Here is a 16,536-nt window from a genome sequence, read left to right on the forward strand (position 1 = left end):
TTTATTTTAGTTGGGGTCGAAAATGCCAAATGATACTTTATGTTTCATGGGTTGCGGCAGTGGCCATTAAATATCACTCTAGGTGACCAGCTACTAATTTTGGTAGTTGTGAAGCATGCTGATTGGTGGTAGTCGTACCGCAGGGCTTGGAGGAATCAGATTAAGAGCACTTTCGGACTTTTGCACCTATACTGTGAGTCTGCTGGTTCTGAAGCGTAAGACATATATTTTTACAATAAGATTAGAAGAGCAGCGCGAATTTCCGAGGTGCGTATGACATGTGAGTGTGTGAAATGGTGTGCTCAGATCGATGCTGCGTTTCATAAAGTTCAAGGGCTAAATGATATTGGGCGTATCCTTGTGTTAGAAGCGGCTGGAAGTCTCTTCCAGCAGGCCATTCTATTCATAAAGTCACCGGTACCGTTTACGCGTCCCAGTTTCTACCTAATGACAGGGGAAGGTCAGCCAGCGCTCCATCAAGGTGGCGCCGGACGATTTTCTGTGCTTGAGCGGGTGGCGAGTAGAAGCGTTGCTTCAGCTAATGTAATGATATGGTCTCAAGCCTTAGACCCTCACGATAGCTTGCGTTGGGGGTGCCCGGAAAGCGAGCTAGAAGCGCACGGTATCACTTACGCGGCCATGGGTGCTGATAGTACATTGTACTCCATCTCTTACACGCGGAATGGATCGGCGGTGACAGAGGGCGAGAAGGGGGCAGCCGCATGGAAGCTTAGATATTTAAATGACTTGGTCCGGCGATATTGCGTGGCTCTAAATCTCTTTGAGTGTGGTACGTCTGCGTTGACGGAACGAGAGATTGAAATACTCCGGTGGACGGCAGATGGGAAGTGCACAAATGATGTGGCTGTGATCTTGGGGATATCTGGTAATACCGTAAATTATCACTTGAAGCAGATATCAAAAAAGATGAATTGTAATACAAAGCTACAGGCGGCTACTTATGCGGCAGCTATCAATGCCATATAGGGATAAGTGCGATTCCTAAGTTCGGTTCCTCTGTTGGGCGACTTATGCTGGAGGTAATCGTCCTACTACCAGTATCAGTAGTTGCAGAATCTTGTGTCGTGGCCTAGCCCCAAGTCTGTCATCCGGGGGAATTAGCCTTGCTTGCAAAATTCAGCAACAGCGAAGCTGTCTGGAACGGGTGTAGGATAATTCCCTGCTCACGATGCCTTGAAGTTCCGGGTTACAAATTCGGGAATTGTAATTAAGCCTTCACCGCCCGTTATCATCCCACGGCTCGTAGCGCCAACCCGTTGGTTGCCAGATCAACTGGTGCGTCAATTCCAAGGCGTGCAGAAAATCAGGGTCGTGAGCACTCACGATAAGCGCGCCCTTGAATTGTCCGAGTAACTGCTCGACTGCTTCCAAGGCCGCGATGTCGAGATGATTGTTCACTTCGTCGAGCAGCAATAGTTGCGTCTGTTCGGGGCCGCCTGCCAGCCAGGCAAGCGCTGCGCGCAGGCGTTCGCCACCACTGAGCCGGTCGAATGGTGTAGCCATCTGCCGAGCGTCGAGCCCGGCGTTGGCGAAGACCTGGCGAAAGCGGCCCTCCTCGATAGTGCCCAGTTTATTACGCAGCACCTGCTCGATACTATGCTCGGGGTCGAAGGTTTGAGCGTGCTGGTCGATCAGGTGAGTGCGTAATACACGCCGGGCGATGCCGCTGGCGGGTACCTGCTGTCCGGCTATTACCTTCAACAGGGTTGATTTTCCGCAGCCGTTCGGCCCGATCACTGCGACTCGCATCGGGCCGTGCAAGGTGAGGTCGATGAAGCGGCTCTCGGGGGGACCGTAGGGGAGCTCGCAGTGTTCGAGGGTGACCACCTGGGTTGCATTGGCAACCAAGCCGGTCGGTGCAAGCAGTTGGCTTGGGCGTACCGGCTCGACGTTCGCATTGGCTTGGTCGACTCGCTCGCGTGCAATCTGGCTTAGGCGCGCCTGTTGGATGCGCTGATGGCCACTGTGCTGTTCGGCGCGCTCTGCCTGCGCATTGGCGACGATGGCTGGGGTACCGGTGGCACGCGCCACCTTGCGGCCATGACTGGCACTTTGCACCTCGCGCTGGCGGGCCATGGCGATCTGCTGTTCGACGCTGTCGCGTGCCGCGCGTGCCCTGACCAGGGCAGCCTGGGCGTTGTCCTGCTCGGCTTGGCGCTGCTCGCGATAGCTGATGTAGCCGCCGCTGTATTGAACCAGAGCGTCGCTGCGAAGCTCGAGGATACGATCGGCATGTTCCAGCAGCGCCCGGTCGTGGGAGATGACAATGCGGGTTTCCTTGCCCTGGCGCAGTTCTTTGCTCAACTGCTCGCGTGCCTGGCGATCCAGATGGTTGGTGGGTTCGTCGAGTATCAATACCCGTGCGCCGCCAAGGCGCAGACCGGCGAGCATCAGGCGTACAGTCTCGCCTCCGCTCAAGGCCTCGCTTGCGCGATCGAGTGGAAGGTGGGCCAGGCCCAGGCGCGTCAGGCATGCGTGGATATCGCCCGGCAGGTTCCAGCGGTCGTCGATCAGGTCGAACAGCGCCGGGTCGTAGGCGCCCGCCTCGACCTCGGCCAGGGCCTGCAAAGCGCTATGTACCCCCAGCAGATCGGCAACGGTGCCGCTGATTGGCCCGAGCCATTGCGGCAAATAACCGACACTGCCAGCACATTGGACGCTGCCTTCGCTCGCGGCCAAGCGACCCGCCATGATCTGCGCCAATATCGATTTGCCGCTGCCGTTGGGCCCGACGATACCGGTGAACTGCCTGGAGAACGTTGCGTTAAGTCCCGAGAACAGCGGCCTGCCGTCTGGTAGGCGCAAGGTCAGGTCCTTGATGATCAAGGTGGCGTCGTCGCTACTCATCTCGATCTCTTCCCGAACCCAGGATTACCCAGCTCAGGAGGAGCGCACCCACGCTCAACGAGTCCAGCAGCAGGTTGCCCCAGCTGCCATCGGCTACAGGCACCAGCACAGTGTCGCCCGCTGCAAGGGCGCTGCCTGCGATCTGGTCCGCATCGATCGAGATGCAGCCGTCGGGGGCATCGCAGTGTTGGCCATTGGCTATTGCAAGCCACGTTCTACCGGTCGAGCCACGACCGCAAGATTCGGCGGACCATACGATTTTCGCGGTGTGGCAAGTCGAGCGCTCGGCGGATTGCATGGCATTGCCTTCTGGCAGCGGGCGGGAACTGGAATGCTAGGGCAGTGGCCAGATGCAAGAAACTACAAAAATTGGTAGGTGATCCATCGCGGCGTTACTTCGTAAACGCGACGCCTACCCGCTTGAGTAGCAGGGCCAACCGTGATACGCACGGCATCTCTGTTGCACGAGGCCGTGGCCGGGTCAGGCAGATCGAGTCGCTGAAGCTGGGGGGACGCTGTGTTGCCTGAGCGATGCCAGTGCCCAGGCATTGGTGCGGTGTAACCTGTCGGCAGTCGAACGCTGTGCCCTTTCCGACAGGGAAGTGGAAATCCTCCGAAGGACTGCAGACGGCAAATGGAGACGGAAAAGGTTCTGCCTGTCGCTTAGGTGCGAACCCGCGTGAGGCGGAAAATGGATTCTTTACCTTCAAGCACTCTCAGGTAAGAAAAGTTAGGTGCGGTCACTTTGGGGTTGTGGTGGAGCCTAACCGAATGGCCTTGATGGTCGCGCCAACGGCATATCAAGCTGTCGTCGCTCCAATGCAGCGGTTCAAGCTTGAAGGGGTCGGACACGCTGGCGTATTGGTACAGCCCCAGATAACCGTTGCGGCTGATCCCCATCGTCTTGTCGTGGTCCGCTCCACTGCCGGTGATCATGAAGTGCAGGCGATTCGACGTTTTCGAGTGAAGCAGAAAACGAAAGACGCTGGCAGGCTGCTGATGGCCAGCAATTACCCAATCACTTTGGCCGCTTATCACCTTCTGGTCGGCGTCTTTGAACAGGCTGAGGTAGACAGATTTTAACGTCTCTTGCGCAACGTTTTCGAGCGGGGTTGCCGAGTCGAGTACCTGGAACGTGCCGAGGAAAATCTCGGCCTGTTCTGCCCAGTGGGTGTTAGCCGTGGTAGTGGACATGGAGGCTCCGTGTTGGAAGGTCGGGAGCCACCACGGTCACTGATGTTCGACAATGCTGGCAGCCTGCAGGTTTTCCACGGAGCCCGCTTTGTGCGAGGGGCCTGGCATCAGGCGCCGGCATCAGCCTCCAGCAGCGTGAACAGGCGGTACAGCACCACGGTGCTGAACAGCTGCAAGAAGCCGCTGAGGCTGTCCATGGCCAGTTCCATGCCGGGGGACGGCTCTGGGAAAGCCATCAGCAGCAGCCCGTCGATCAGCCAGATCGGCGCCAGCACCGCCAGCACGCAAATCATGATGCGCAGGAAGTTGCCGGTGGTCATCCGCGCACTTTCGCGCATCGACTGCACCACCGGCAGGCCCCGCAGTACCAGCAGGTACTCGGCGAACACCAGGTTGATCATGATCCACACGCCCGGGAAGATGAACAACGCCAGGCCGGCCATGATCAGCAGGGAGCTGATGAGAATCAGCAGGGCCAGCTGCGGCCACAGTTGCACGGCCCGGGCAAACAGGTCGCGTTTGGCGATCTCCTGGCCATTGCTGCGGGTGTCGAGGTAAAGGATCAGCGCCGCACTGTACAGCGGGTACAACAGCAAGCTGACCAGCATGCCGTAGGCCGGCGACGCCTGGTCGCCCATTTGCCGGTACAGCAGCTGGGTGAGCAAGGCTTCGAGCACCACCAGCGGCAGGCACAGCGGGAGGATGTTCGGCAGGTGGCGGCGGAAGAAGTACAGGGAGTCGCGCAGAACGCTCAGCGGATTCATCGGTCAACATCGCATGGCAGTAAAAGCAGGGGTGTACTTTAGCCCAAAGCAGGCGTGTAGCTGTCACTTGCTGAAAAAAGTTTCACCGCCGAGGTGATTGAATCCAGTGCCTGAACGCCCCATCTTTGACGCTGTCCGTTGTCCCGCTTCCCCATGAGGTAGCTTCATGAACACTGAAGAACAAACCCTGATCGATAGCCTGTTCGGCCGCATCAAGCAAGCGGAAGACCCGAGCCAGCCGCGTGACGCGCAGGCCCAGGCGTGCATCGAGGCACATGTGCGCCAGCAGCCGGCAGCGCCTTACTACATGGCCCAGGCGATCCTCGTGCAAGAAGCCGCGATCAAGCGCCTTGACGAGCAGAACAAGCAACTGGAGGCGGAGCTCCAGCAAGCTCGCGCACAGGTAGAAGCCAGCCGCGCCGGTAGCAGCACCCCGAGCAACGGTGGCGGTGGTTTTCTGTCGAGCATCTTTGGTTCGGGTGGGCGTAACACGCCACCGGCCGTGCAACCGCAGCGCCCCTCGGCGCCCGTTGCTGGCGGGGGTGGCTGGCGTGAACCGTCGGCGCCGGGCTTCAGCCCGCAGCAACCGCAGCAACAGCAGCAAGCTGGCTTTGGCGCAGCGCCAGCGCGAGGTGGCGCCAGCAGCTTCCTCGGCGGTGCGATGCAGACCGCTGCCGGCGTGGCCGGCGGGGTGTTGCTGGCCCAAGGGATCAGCAGCCTGTTCAACCACAACTCGCAGCCAGAGGAAGTGGTGGAAGTGATCAAGGAAGAGCCGACACCGGCCAGCGACAGCGGCGGCTGGAACGACCAGGGCGGGCAGCAGCAGGTGGCCGACAACGGCGGTTGGGGCAATGACCAGGGCGGTTACGCTGATACCGATTACGGCGGTGGTGACGGCGGGTTCTTCTCCGACGACGACTCCTACGTCTGACGGGTCTGGCATACTGCTGGCATTTGGGGCTGCACGGCAGCCCCGGATTCCATCAGACCATGAGGTTCCCGTGAAAAAGATCGCGTTGTTCGCCGACGTGCAGAACCTCTACTACACCGTGCGCCAGGCGCATGGCTGCCATTTCAATTACGCCGCGTTGTGGGCCGAGGTCAGCCGTGAAGGGCAGATCGTCGAAGCCGTGGCCTATGCCATCGACCGCGGTGACAGCAAGCAACAGCAGTTCCAGCAGATCTTGCGTAACCTCGGGTTCGAGGTACGGCTTAAACCGTACATCCAGCGCAGCGACGGCTCGGCCAAAGGTGACTGGGATGTGGGCATTACCCTGGATGTGATCGACGCCGCCAGCCGCGTGGACCAGGTGGTGTTGGCCTCCGGTGATGGCGACTTCGATTTGTTGCTGGAGCGGGTTATCCAGCGCCATGGTGCCGAAGCGGTGGTGTATGGCGTGCCTGGGCTTACGGCGATGTCACTGATCCGTGCCGCGAGCCGTTATGTGCCTATTGAGGGGCGGTTGTTGTTGCGGCATTGAGCGCGGGGTTGGGGCGCGTGGTGGAGGGGTGTTGATGGCGTCAGGGCGAAGAGGGGCATGGCATTAGGTTTTCAGCGCCTGGGAGATCGAGCGCCGCCCGCGCGGCGCTTCGCAGCACAAGGCTGCTCCCACATCTGTTTCGGGCCAGTCAGGCCTGTGGTATCTGCGCGCGACCGCCTTGTTTGCCCGACTCGATATCGCGCCATGCCCCGAGTGCCCGAGCGCCAATGCCCCAGGAGTAACTCGCCCGAAACAGATGTGGGAGCAGCCTTGTGCTGCGAAGCGCCGCGCGGGCGGCGCTCGATCTCAAACGCCCCAAAAATCTCAAACCAACCACCCGGGCCAACACACAACCTCAACGCCCCCCCACCAAGTGTGTCGCTCATTTATTCCGGTTTTGTAACTTAAGTTTACGCAGTGACCTTTCTAAACTAAGTCACCCGTAAACGGATTTCGAGTACTTAGCCATGCCTGCCTCCCGCCGCTTCCCACTCCTGCTCATCGGTGCCTTCATGGCCCTGTACCTGGTCTGGGGGTCCACCTACCTGTTCATTCGCATCGGCGTCGAATCGTGGCCACCGATGCTCATGGCAGGCGTGCGCTTTCTGATCGCCGGGGGCTTGTTGTATGGCTTTCTGCGCTGGCGCGGTGTGCCGGCGCCGACCTGGCCGCAATGGCGGGCCGCAGGGGCAATCGGCTTTCTGTTGCTCAGTTGCGGTAACGGCGGCGTGACCGTGGCCGAACACGCCGGTGTGGCGTCCGGCGTGGCGGCCTTGGCGGTAGCAACGGTGCCGCTGTTCACCCTGGTCTTCGGCCTGCTGTTCGGCCACCGCAACTCGCGGCTCGAATGGGCGGGGATCGGCCTCGGGCTGGCCGGTATCGCACTGCTCAACCTCGGCTCCAACTTGCAGGCAAGCCCGATTGGCGCGGCACTGATTCTGTTCGCGGCGGCGTCGTGGGCATTTGGTTCGGTATGGAGCAAAAGCTTGCCGCTGCCGCAGGGGCCGATGGCCAGTGCCGCCGAAATGCTGGTGGGCGGTGCCGTGTTGCTGCTGGGCAGTGTGCTGTCGGGCGAGCGCATGACCCAGATGCCCACCGCTGCCGGTTGGGGCGCGCTGGCCTACCTGGTGTTCTTCGGCTCGATCCTGGCGTTCAGTGCCTACATGTACCTGCTCAAGCATGTGCGCCCGGCGGCTGCGACCAGCTATGCCTACGTCAACCCGGCGGTGGCGGTGCTGTTGGGGATCGTCTTCGCCGGCGAACAGATCGGCGCCGAAGAATGCGTGGCCATGGCGGTGATCATTGGCGCAGTGGTGCTGATCGGCCTGCCTCAGTGGCGCAAGGCACCAGCGCCTGCGCAACCGTTGAAGGGCGAAATCTGCAAGTAGACGGGGGTGTTGCGGTAAACTTGCCGCCTTCGCTGAACCCCCTGACGGTATTGCCATGAATTTCGCCAAACTCGGCCTGATCGAACCCTTGCTGCGTACCCTGCAGCAGCTGGACTACACCACCCCGACCCCGGTCCAGGCCCAGGCCATCCCCGCCGTGCTGGCCGGCCGCGACCTGATGGCTGCGGCCCAGACCGGCACCGGCAAGACCGCAGGCTTTGCCCTGCCGGTGCTGCAGCGCCTGGCGCTGGAAGGTGAGAAGGTTGCCAGCAACTCGATCCGCGCGCTGGTGCTGGTACCGACCCGCGAGCTGGCCGAGCAGGTGCACAACAATGTGCGCGAGTATGCCGAGAACCTGCCGCTGAGCACCTATGCGGTGTACGGCGGGGTGAGCATCAACCCACAGATGATGCGCCTGCGCCGTGGCGTCGACCTGCTGGTGGCCACCCCGGGCCGCTTGCTCGACCTGTTCCGGCAGAACGCGGTGAAGTTCAACCAGGTGCAGACCCTGGTGCTCGACGAAGCCGACCGCATGCTCGACCTGGGCTTTGCCGAAGAGCTGCAGTCGGTGTACGCCGCGCTGCCGCGCAAGCGCCAGACCTTGCTGTTTTCCGCGACCTTCTCGGACCAGATCCGGGTCCTCGCCGGCCTGGCCCTGAACGACCCGCTTAGCATTGAAGTGAGCCCCCGCAATGCCGCCGCCAACACGGTCAAACAGTGGCTGGTGCCTGTGGACAAAAAGCGCAAGGCCGACCTGTTCTGCCATTTGCTGCGCAAGCAGCGCTGGAGCCAGGTGCTGGTGTTTGCCAAGACCCGCAACGGTGTCGACCAGTTGGTGGAGCGCTTGTTGAGCGAGGGTATCAACGCCGACGGCATCCATGGCGATCGCCCACAGGCCACGCGCCAACGTGCGCTGGATACCTTCAAGGCCCGTGAGATCCAGGTGTTGGTGGCGACCGATGTTGCCGCGCGCGGGCTGGATATCGACGACCTGCCGCTGGTGGTCAACCTCGACCTGCCGATCGTTGCTGAAGACTATGTGCACCGCATTGGCCGCACTGGCCGCGCCGGCAACAAAGGGGAGGCGATTTCGCTGGTGTGTGCTGACGAAGTGCAGATGCTGGCGTCGATCGAGACATTGATCCGCCAGACCTTGCCGCGGCATGAAGAGCCGGACTTTATCCCAGAGCACCGCGTGCCGATGACCGATGCCAGTGGCCAGGTGATCAAGAAACCGAAAAAGCCTAAAAAGCCGAAAGAGAACAGCGCGAAGCGCGGTTTGGGGCGCTGGATGGACAGTGCCGAGGCGGCGAGCCCGGCGCCGTCTGTGAAAGCGGTGCGTAAGGTGCCGAGCTTCAATGGTGGGCCGCGTAAGCGTAAGCCTTGAGATTTTGGGGCCGCGTTGCGGCCCTTTCGCGACACAAGGCCGCTCCTACAGGAGATCGCGTTGCCTTTGTAGGAGCGGCCTTGCGTCGCGAAAGGACCGCAAAGCGGTCCCGGCGATCTATCAGGCCGCCCCCGCCGCCACCCATTGCGCCGCCGCCCGCCCGGCGCGCAGCCCGCTGGCAAAACACGCCGTCAGCAAATACCCCCCGGTCGGCGCCTCCCAGTCCAGCATCTCGCCGGCACAGAACACCCCCGGCAATGCCTTGACCATCAACCCCTCGCTCAGCCCCTCGAAACGCACCCCGCCAGCACTGCTGATGGCCTCATCCAGCGGCCGGGTACGCACCACGGTGATCGGCAACGCCTTGATGGCCCGCGCCAACGCCTGTGGATCGGCGAACGTGGCCTGATCGGTCAGCTCCCGTAACAACGCCGCCTTGACCCCATCGATGCCCAACTGGCTGTGCAGGTGCTTGGCCATGGAGCGCGAGCCGCGTGGCTTGGCCAATGCCTGGGCGATGTTATCCACAGCCTTGTCCGGCAGCAGGTCGAGCAGCAGCACACCCCGGCCGTCACGCTTGATGGCCTCACGCACCGGCGCCGACCAGGCATACACCAGGCTGCCTTCGACACCTTGCGCAGTGAGGATGAACTCACCTTTGCGCGGCAGGCTGCCGGGTACGCTCAGGGCAATGTTCTTCAGCGGTGCGCCGGCAAACTTGTCTTTGAGCAAGGTGCTCCAGCCTTCGACTTCAAACCCACAGTTGCTCGGCTGCAAGGGCGAGATATCCACAGCCCGCTCAGCCAGCAGCGGCTGCCACGCACCGTCAGACCCCAAGCGCGCCCAGCTACCCCCACCCAGTGCGAGCACCACGGCGGCCGCGTGTACCTGGCGTTCACCCTGTGGATAAGCGATCCGCAGGCTGCCATCGTCATGCCAACCCAGCCAGCGATGGCGGGTGTGGATAACTACACCGCTGTCGCGCAGGCGCTTGAGCCAGGCGCGCAGCAAGGGCGCGGCCTTCATGTCGCGCGGGAAGACCCGGCCCGAGGTACCGACGAAGGTTTCGATGCCCAGGCCGTGAATCCACTGGCGCAGCGCGTCGGCATCGAAGCCGCGCAGCAGGCCGTCAATCTCGCCTTGGCGTTCGGCGTAGCGTGCGACAAAGGCCGGGTAGGGCTCAGAATGGGTGATGTTCATGCCGCCGACACCTGCCAGCAGGAACTTGCGGCCAACCGAGGGCATGGCATCGAACACCTCGACCGCCAAGCCCGCCTGGGCCAGCGCTTCGGCAGCCATCAGGCCGGCCGGGCCGCCACCGATGACGGCGACAAGGGGAGGGGTGCAGTGGTGAAGATCGGGCATGGGGGCGGCAGGCTGTGGAAAAGAGCGCACATTCTAGCGCAGGCCGGTAGGCGGAAGCACTGATCAAAAAATGATCAATACTCTGCGGGTGGCGCAGCTAAAGGGCTGCAGCCGCTTTCCAGCAGCTTATCCACAGGCGGTTCCACAGTCATTGTGAACAACCTATGACTCGCGCCGCACTGTGGTGCAGGATGCCGTGGCGCCGTGCCAGGGCTACGCGGTCCTTGCTGTAACCGCCACCGATCACGCCCACCACCGGGATGTCGCGGCCCAGGCACTGGCGCATCACCAACTCATCGCGTGCCGCCAGGCCCTCATCGGTCAGCTGCAGGTAGCCCAGGGCATCGTCCTTGTGCACATCGACGCCGGCGTCGTACAGCACCAGGTCTGGCTGGTAGAGCGGCAACAGGTAGTTGAGGGCGTCATCCACCACCTTGAGGTAGGCCGCGTCGCCCATGCCACGGGGCAGGGGGATGTCCCAGTCGCTCTGGGCCTTGCGGGCCGGGAAGTTCTGTTCACAGTGCAGGGACACGGTGATTGCGTCGGGGGTGTCGTGCAGAATTCGCGCGGTGCCGTCGCCCTGGTGCACGTCGCAGTCGAAGATCAGCACCCGGTGCACCCGCCCGGCTTCCAGCAGGTAGCGGCTGATCACGGCCAGGTCGTTGAAGATGCAAAAGCCTGCAGGGTGGTCGTAATGGGCGTGGTGGGTGCCGCCGGCCAAGTGGCAGGCGATGCCATGCTGCAAGGCCAGCTCGGCGCTCAGCAGCGAACCGCCCACGGCGCGCACGGTGCGCCGGGCCAGGGCCTCGCTCCAGGGCAGGCCGAGGCGACGCTGGTCCTCGCGGGACAGGTCGCCGCTCATGTAGCGTTCTATGTAGCTTCGGTCGTGGGCCAGGGCAAGGATGTCGTTGGGACAGATTTGCGGGCGCAACAGGTCCTGGTCACGGGTCAGGCCGCTGTCGACCAGGTGGTCGCGCAGCAAGCGAAACTTGTCCATCGGGAAGCGGTGCTCGGCGGGGAACTCCGGGCTGTAGTCATCGTGGTAGATCAGCGGCAACGGCATGGTCGGTTCGCAATCGGGGCCAGTGCTGATCTTGCCAGTTGTGGGGCGCCGCGCAACCGGCTTGTGGCATTAGCGTGTCATTTGCCGGTGCTGGCCAGTACCCGCTGCCAATCCGGCTCGTTCAAGCGCCCGAGAATCCGCGCCTTGCCGTTGCCGTCGACCGACACGAACAGCGCACTGGCATAGCCGCTTTCCCGTTCCCCGCCGACTACACGCTGCTGGCGCTGGAAGTGATCGATGCAACCATTGTGGGTGACCAAGACCAGATTGTGACCCGGGCGTTTTCGCGCCAGGGCTTCATCGGCGAACTGGTTGTCGCAGCTCTCCAGCCAGGCAGCGCTCGGCACGGCCTGGCCCAGAATGAAGTGCGCGGTCTGGCGAGTACGTACTTTGGGGCTGCTCAGCACATCGGCATTGCTTAAGCCCAGCGTGTGCAAACCCTGGCCGACGCGGGTGGCCGCCTGGGTGCCGGCCACGGTGATGCCGGTGGGGTCATCCAGGCACGGCCCGGGCGCGCTGTCGCAGCGTTCGGCATGGCGGATCATCACGATCACTGCGCCTTCGGCCCAATCCTGCAGCAGGCCGCTGTCACTCAACTGTTGCTCGTTGCCAAGGTCCACGATGTGCGTCCTCGTTGCCAGCCAGGTGGTCAACGCCGCCACGACCATGCACAGGCCCAGAGCGGCACCGAGGGCCTTGCGTGACAAACGTCGCTTGCGCCGGGCGTGGATGGCAGGGTGGCCCAGGGTATTGCTCGATAGCATGCGTGACTCCGATGGCATGGCCGCGCCGGGTGTGGTCGTGGCTGGCGACATTCTGGTGAGCGGCCTGTCGGGTGGCGGTGAAGGCGTTGTGAAAATTGCATTCAGGCACCGCCGCTTGAGTGAAACCGTCGCCCGCGCCTACGCTGTAAACTGCAAGACAGCAAAACCGGAGCACGCCCGATGACCCCGATTCTTCACCTGGAAAGCGCACGGCTGGTGCTGCGGCAATGGCACGACGACGACCTGCGCGAGTTCGCCGCGCTGTGCGCCGACCCGCACGTGATGCAGTATTTTCCGGCACCCCTGACGCGCCTGGAGGCGGCTGCGCTGATTGGTCGAATCCGTGGCCATTTCAATGAGCATGGGTTTGGCCTGTGGGCGCTGGAGCGCAAAGACAGCGGCGCCTTCATCGGCATGACCGGGCTGCTGAACGTCAGCTTCGATGCCGATTTTGCGCCCGCGGTAGAAATCGGCTGGCGCCTGGCGCGTCGCCACTGGGGCTTGGGGTTTGCCAGTGAAGCGGCCTGGACCTGCCTGCGTTGTGCCTTCGCCCAATTGCGCCTGGACGAGGTGGTGTCGTTCACTAGTGAGAGCAACTTGCCCTCGCAGAAAGTGATGCAGGCCATCGGCATGCAGCAGGACCCGAGCGGCAGTTTCGAACACCCGCGCCTGCCTGCCGGCCACCCGTTGCGCCCTCATGTGCTGTACCGCATCGACCGCGCACACTGGGAGCAGACCCTGCGCGGCTGAATGGATGGGCATGCGCGGTGCGAATGACAAACCCTGTATCATTCGCCTTCATGAAAGCGCTGTAGAGCCGTGTTGCCTTGCTAGGAGAACCCCCGATGAGTCATGTGTTGGACGACCTGGTCGACCTGTTGAGCCTCGAGTCCATCGAGGAGAACCTGTTCCGTGGACGCAGCCAGGACCTGGGCTTCCGCCAGTTGTACGGCGGGCAAGTGCTGGGCCAGTCATTGTCGGCGGCGAGCCAGACGGTCGAAGATGCGCGCCATGTGCATTCGCTGCACGGTTACTTTCTGCGCCCTGGCGACGCCAGTTTGCCGGTGGTCTATTCGGTGGACCGCGTGCGTGACGGCGGCAGCTTCAGCACCCGGCGGGTGACGGCGATCCAGAAGGGCCACACCATCTTCACCTGCAGCGCGTCGTTCCAGTACGACGAAGAGGGCTTCGAGCACCAGGCGCAGATGCCTGATGTGGTCGGCCCGGAAAACCTGCCCAGCGAAGTCGAACTGGCCAGTGCCATGGCCGAGCACCTGCCAGAGCGCATCCGCGACAAAGTGCTGTGCGCCAAGCCGATCGAGATCCGCCCGGTGACCGAGCGTGACCCGTTCAACCCCAAGCCCGGCGACCCGGTGAAGTACGCCTGGTTCCGTGCCGACGGCAACCTGCCGGACGTGCCTGCGCTGCACAAGTACCTGCTGGCTTACGCCTCGGACTTCGGCCTGCTGACCACCGCCTTGCTGCCCCATGGCAAATCGGTGTGGCAGCGCGACATGCAGATCGCCAGCCTCGATCATTCGCTGTGGTTCCATGGCAACCTGCGCGCCGACGAGTGGTTGCTGTACGCCACCGACAGCCCGTGGGCCGGCAATGCCCGCGGCTTCTGTCGTGGCAGCATCTTCAACCAGGCCGGGCAACTGGTGGCGTCGTCGAGCCAGGAAGGCCTGATTCGCCATCGCAAGGACTGGGCATGAGCCTGGGCGAGGTACGTAACTGGGTGTTCGACATGGACGGCACCCTGACCGTGGCGGTGCATGACTTTGCGGCGATTCGCGAAGCGCTGGAGATACCGCCTGAAGACGACATCCTGACCCACCTGGCGGCCTTGCCGGCGGCGCAAGCGGCGGCCAAGCACGCCTGGCTGCTGGAGCATGAGCGCGACCTGGCGCTGGCTTCGACGGCCGCGACGGGGGCGGTGGAGCTGGTGCGCGAACTGGCCGGGCGTGGCTGCCGCCTGGCGATCCTGACCCGCAATGCCCGGGAGTTGGCGCATGTCACCCTGGAGGCCATCGGCCTGGCCGACTGCTTCCCGGTGGAGCATGTGCTTGGCCGTGATGAGGCCGAACCCAAGCCTAGCCCGGATGGCCTGCTGAAGATTGCAGAGGCGTGGGGTGTGGCGCCCAGCGAACTGGTGATGGTGGGTGACTATCGCTTTGACCTGGATTGTGGGCGTGCGGCCGGGGCGCGTACCGTATTGGTCAACTTGCCGGATAACCCGTGGCCGCATCTGGTGGATTGGCATGCGGCGGATTGCCGAGCGTTGCGCGCGATGCTTGGCTGATTTTTTGTTGGCCGCGCGGGCCTCTTCGCGGGTAAACCCGCTCCCACACGGGAGGAGGCAGCCTGCAGTGGCTATGCTGAACCGCAGTTTTTCCCTGAATGGAGACCCAGCCATGAGCAGCAAGGCCATCTACGTCCAACCTGGCGGCGGCTACGACAAAGTCCAGGTCGGCACCTGCGAGGCGCCTGCGCCACAGGCCGGCGAAATCACTGTGCGTCTGCACGCCAGCTCCCTCAACTACCACGACTTCGCCGTGGTCAGCGGCATGTGGGGGCCGAGCGAGCGGCGCATCCCCATGGCCGACGGCGCCGGCGAAGTCACGGCAGTGGGGCCGGGTGTCAGCGAGTTCCAGGTGGGCGACAACGTCGTCAGTACCTTCTTCCCGGACTGGCTCGACGGCCAGGCCAATGTCGAAGGGTTTGCCCGGGTGCCCGGTGATGGCCTCGACGGCTACGCCCGTGAACAGGTCACCGCCCGCGCCACCGCCTTCACCCTGGCGCCCAAGGGCTACAGCCACGCCGAGGCGGCCACGCTGACCACCGCAGGGCTGACGGCCTGGCGTGCCTTGATGAGCGATGACCACCTCAAGCCCGGCGATACCGTGCTGGTGCAGGGCACGGGCGGGGTGTCGATCTTCGCCTTGCAGTTCGCCAAGCTGGCGGGTGCCACGGTGATCGCGACCTCGTCCAGCGATGCCAAACTCGAGCGCCTCAAGGCCCTCGGCGCCGACCACCTGATCAACTACAAAAGCACCCCGGCCTGGGGTGAGAAGGTGCGTGAGCTGACCCACAACCGCGGGGTCGACCATGTGATCGAAGTGGGCGGGCCGGCGACGCTGGAGCAGTCGATGATTGCCACGCGCATCGGCGGGCATGTGTCGTTGATCGGCATTCTCACCGGGGTAGCGGGGCAGTTGCCGTTGGTCCAGGCCCTGGTGCGGCAGATCCGCCTGCAGGGCGTGCTGGTCGGCAGCCGTGCGCAGCAGCAGGCGATGGTGCGGGCGATCGATGCCAATGGCCTGCGGCCGGTGGTGGACAAGCACTTCGAACTGGAGCAGATCGTCGACGCGTTCCGCTATCAGGAGAGCAATCGGCATTTCGGCAAGATCTGCCTGACCTGGTAATCGCCGTTACAGGCTCACTCAGGCAGTAATCTGTCGCGGCTATTGGACAGGTGCAGGCACATCGCCGCCCGTGCCGCATCCGGGTCCTGGCGGCGGATGGCATTGAGTATCGCCTCATGTTCCAGGTTGGCCAGGTACGCATGCCTGGCCAGCTTGGCGCCGGTGCGTTCGGCCAGGGCCATGCGGTTGCGGGGGATCAGGCCGCTGCCGAGCTGGGCCATCATTTCGCTGAAATACAGGTTGCCGGTGGCCTCGGCGATCAGCAGGTGAAAGCGCCGGTCGGCCTCTATGCAGCTGTCGCCAGCCGCCGCCAAGTCTTGATAGTCGTCCAGCGCCTGGCGCATGCGTGCCACGTGCCCGTCGTCGCGGCGCACTGCGGCGAGGGCGGCGGCCTGGCCTTCCAGGCCGATGCGCAGTTCCAGCAGGTCGCGCACGCTGGCGGCGTTTTCGGCGCCAACGCGCAGCCCCGCCTGGGGCTGGCGCTCTATCACGAAGGTACCGATCCCGTGGCGGGGCTCTACCAGCCCTGAGGCCTGCAGCTTCGACAAGGCTTCGCGCACCACGGTGCGGCTGACCCCATGTTCACGCACCAGGGTGTTTTCCGAGGGCAACTTGTCGCCTGGCTTGAAGGTGCCCAGCAAAATCTGCTGCGTCAGGCTGGAGACCAGGTCGTGGGCGCGGCTGTGGCCGCGCACGCGGGGGTGTGCTGAGTCCATGGTGTGCTCCGTGGTATCGATAGCTTGTACGACAAGTTAAAACATAAAAATATTTTCCGCTGATTTTTCTGATAGAGAAGGCTGCCTCGTGCGCGGTTGTTTTTGAACGTTCACAGCAAAT

The 16,536-nt window shown here is 62.9% G+C and carries 17 protein-coding genes; 10 read left to right on the forward strand and 7 right to left on the reverse strand.

Annotation, left to right across the window (positions count from 1 at the left end):
- Positions 1-639: 639 nt before the first annotated feature.
- Positions 640-987, forward strand: a complete 348-nt coding sequence (locus tag AB7M33_RS12195; RefSeq protein WP_454244216.1) for a helix-turn-helix transcriptional regulator — start codon at positions 640-642, stop codon at positions 985-987.
- A gap of 249 nt (positions 988-1,236) precedes the next feature.
- On the opposite strand, the gene AB7M33_RS12200 is transcribed toward AB7M33_RS12195, so the two are convergent.
- The 3 genes from AB7M33_RS12200 to AB7M33_RS12210 form a co-directional block, all read right to left on the reverse strand.
- Positions 1,237-2,868: an ATP-binding cassette domain-containing protein gene (locus AB7M33_RS12200; RefSeq protein WP_454242893.1), complete on the reverse strand. Its 1,632-nt coding sequence runs from the start codon at positions 2,866-2,868 to the stop codon at positions 1,237-1,239.
- 663 nt (positions 2,869-3,531) lie between these two features.
- Positions 3,532-4,062, reverse strand: a complete 531-nt coding sequence (locus AB7M33_RS12205; protein ID WP_454242894.1) for a hypothetical protein — start codon at positions 4,060-4,062, stop codon at positions 3,532-3,534.
- 107 nt (positions 4,063-4,169) lie between these two features.
- Entirely contained in the window at positions 4,170-4,826 is a 657-nt protein-coding gene (locus AB7M33_RS12210) for a YciC family protein (RefSeq protein ID WP_027595084.1), read from the reverse strand.
- 166 nt (positions 4,827-4,992) lie between these two features.
- Between AB7M33_RS12210 and AB7M33_RS12215 the strand changes: the two genes are divergently transcribed.
- From AB7M33_RS12215 to AB7M33_RS12230, 4 genes are all read left to right on the forward strand, one after another.
- A complete protein-coding gene (locus AB7M33_RS12215) occupies positions 4,993-5,757 on the forward strand; it encodes a DUF2076 domain-containing protein (RefSeq protein WP_265969546.1) in 765 nt (254 codons plus the stop codon).
- Between the two features lie 70 nt (positions 5,758-5,827).
- Positions 5,828-6,307 (forward strand): LabA-like NYN domain-containing protein, encoded by a 480-nt coding sequence (locus AB7M33_RS12220; RefSeq protein ID WP_027595082.1) that lies wholly within the window; start codon positions 5,828-5,830, stop codon positions 6,305-6,307.
- A gap of 467 nt (positions 6,308-6,774) precedes the next feature.
- Complete coding sequence (yedA, locus tag AB7M33_RS12225; RefSeq protein WP_085272357.1) at positions 6,775-7,695, forward strand: drug/metabolite exporter YedA; 921 nt, start codon at positions 6,775-6,777, stop codon at positions 7,693-7,695.
- A 55-nt stretch (positions 7,696-7,750) separates the two neighbouring features.
- On the forward strand, positions 7,751-9,082 hold the full coding sequence (locus AB7M33_RS12230) for a DEAD/DEAH box helicase (RefSeq protein WP_085272358.1): 1,332 nt from the start codon (positions 7,751-7,753) through the stop codon (positions 9,080-9,082).
- Positions 9,083-9,202: 120 nt separating this feature from the next.
- Here AB7M33_RS12230 and AB7M33_RS12235 read toward each other — a convergent pair whose 3' ends face one another.
- The 3 genes from AB7M33_RS12235 to pmrG form a co-directional block, all read right to left on the reverse strand.
- On the reverse strand, positions 9,203-10,447 hold the full coding sequence (locus tag AB7M33_RS12235; RefSeq protein WP_454242895.1) for a TIGR03862 family flavoprotein: 1,245 nt from the start codon (positions 10,445-10,447) through the stop codon (positions 9,203-9,205).
- Between the two features lie 148 nt (positions 10,448-10,595).
- Complete coding sequence (locus AB7M33_RS12240) at positions 10,596-11,510, reverse strand: histone deacetylase family protein (RefSeq protein WP_099455374.1); 915 nt, start codon at positions 11,508-11,510, stop codon at positions 10,596-10,598.
- 77 nt (positions 11,511-11,587) lie between these two features.
- The gene (gene pmrG, locus AB7M33_RS12245) at positions 11,588-12,274 is read right to left on the reverse strand and encodes a lipopolysaccharide core heptose(II)-phosphate phosphatase PmrG (RefSeq protein ID WP_027595077.1); all 687 of its coding nucleotides are present in this window, start codon (positions 12,272-12,274) and stop codon (positions 11,588-11,590) included.
- On the opposite strand from pmrG, the gene AB7M33_RS12250 reads away from it, so the two are divergent.
- From AB7M33_RS12250 to AB7M33_RS12270, 5 genes are all read left to right on the forward strand, one after another.
- Positions 12,273-12,458 carry a hypothetical protein gene (locus AB7M33_RS12250; protein ID WP_454242896.1) on the forward strand — a complete coding sequence of 62 codons (186 nt, stop codon included), beginning with the start codon at positions 12,273-12,275 and terminating at the stop codon, positions 12,456-12,458. The two genes, pmrG and AB7M33_RS12250, sit on opposite strands and share 2 nt — an antisense overlap.
- Positions 12,455-13,024, forward strand: coding sequence for a GNAT family N-acetyltransferase (locus AB7M33_RS12255; protein WP_085272361.1), 570 nt, complete (start codon positions 12,455-12,457; stop codon positions 13,022-13,024). Before AB7M33_RS12250 ends, AB7M33_RS12255 begins: the two co-directional genes overlap by 4 nt.
- Before the next feature lie 95 nt (positions 13,025-13,119).
- The gene (gene tesB / locus AB7M33_RS12260) at positions 13,120-13,989 is read left to right on the forward strand and encodes an acyl-CoA thioesterase II (RefSeq protein ID WP_027595074.1); all 870 of its coding nucleotides are present in this window, start codon (positions 13,120-13,122) and stop codon (positions 13,987-13,989) included.
- Positions 13,986-14,576, forward strand: coding sequence for an HAD family hydrolase (locus AB7M33_RS12265; RefSeq protein ID WP_027595073.1), 591 nt, complete (start codon positions 13,986-13,988; stop codon positions 14,574-14,576). The genes tesB and AB7M33_RS12265 overlap by 4 nt, the downstream gene beginning before the upstream one ends.
- A 112-nt stretch (positions 14,577-14,688) precedes the next feature.
- Complete coding sequence (locus tag AB7M33_RS12270; RefSeq protein WP_238216621.1) at positions 14,689-15,699, forward strand: zinc-dependent alcohol dehydrogenase family protein; 1,011 nt, start codon at positions 14,689-14,691, stop codon at positions 15,697-15,699.
- 14 nt (positions 15,700-15,713) lie between these two features.
- Here the strand turns inward: AB7M33_RS12270 and AB7M33_RS12275 are convergent, their stop codons facing one another.
- On the reverse strand, positions 15,714-16,415 hold the full coding sequence (locus AB7M33_RS12275) for a FadR/GntR family transcriptional regulator (protein WP_027595071.1): 702 nt from the start codon (positions 16,413-16,415) through the stop codon (positions 15,714-15,716).
- Positions 16,416-16,536 lie beyond the last annotated feature (121 nt).

It is taken from the genome of Pseudomonas sp. Y3 TE3536, assembly GCF_053629175.1.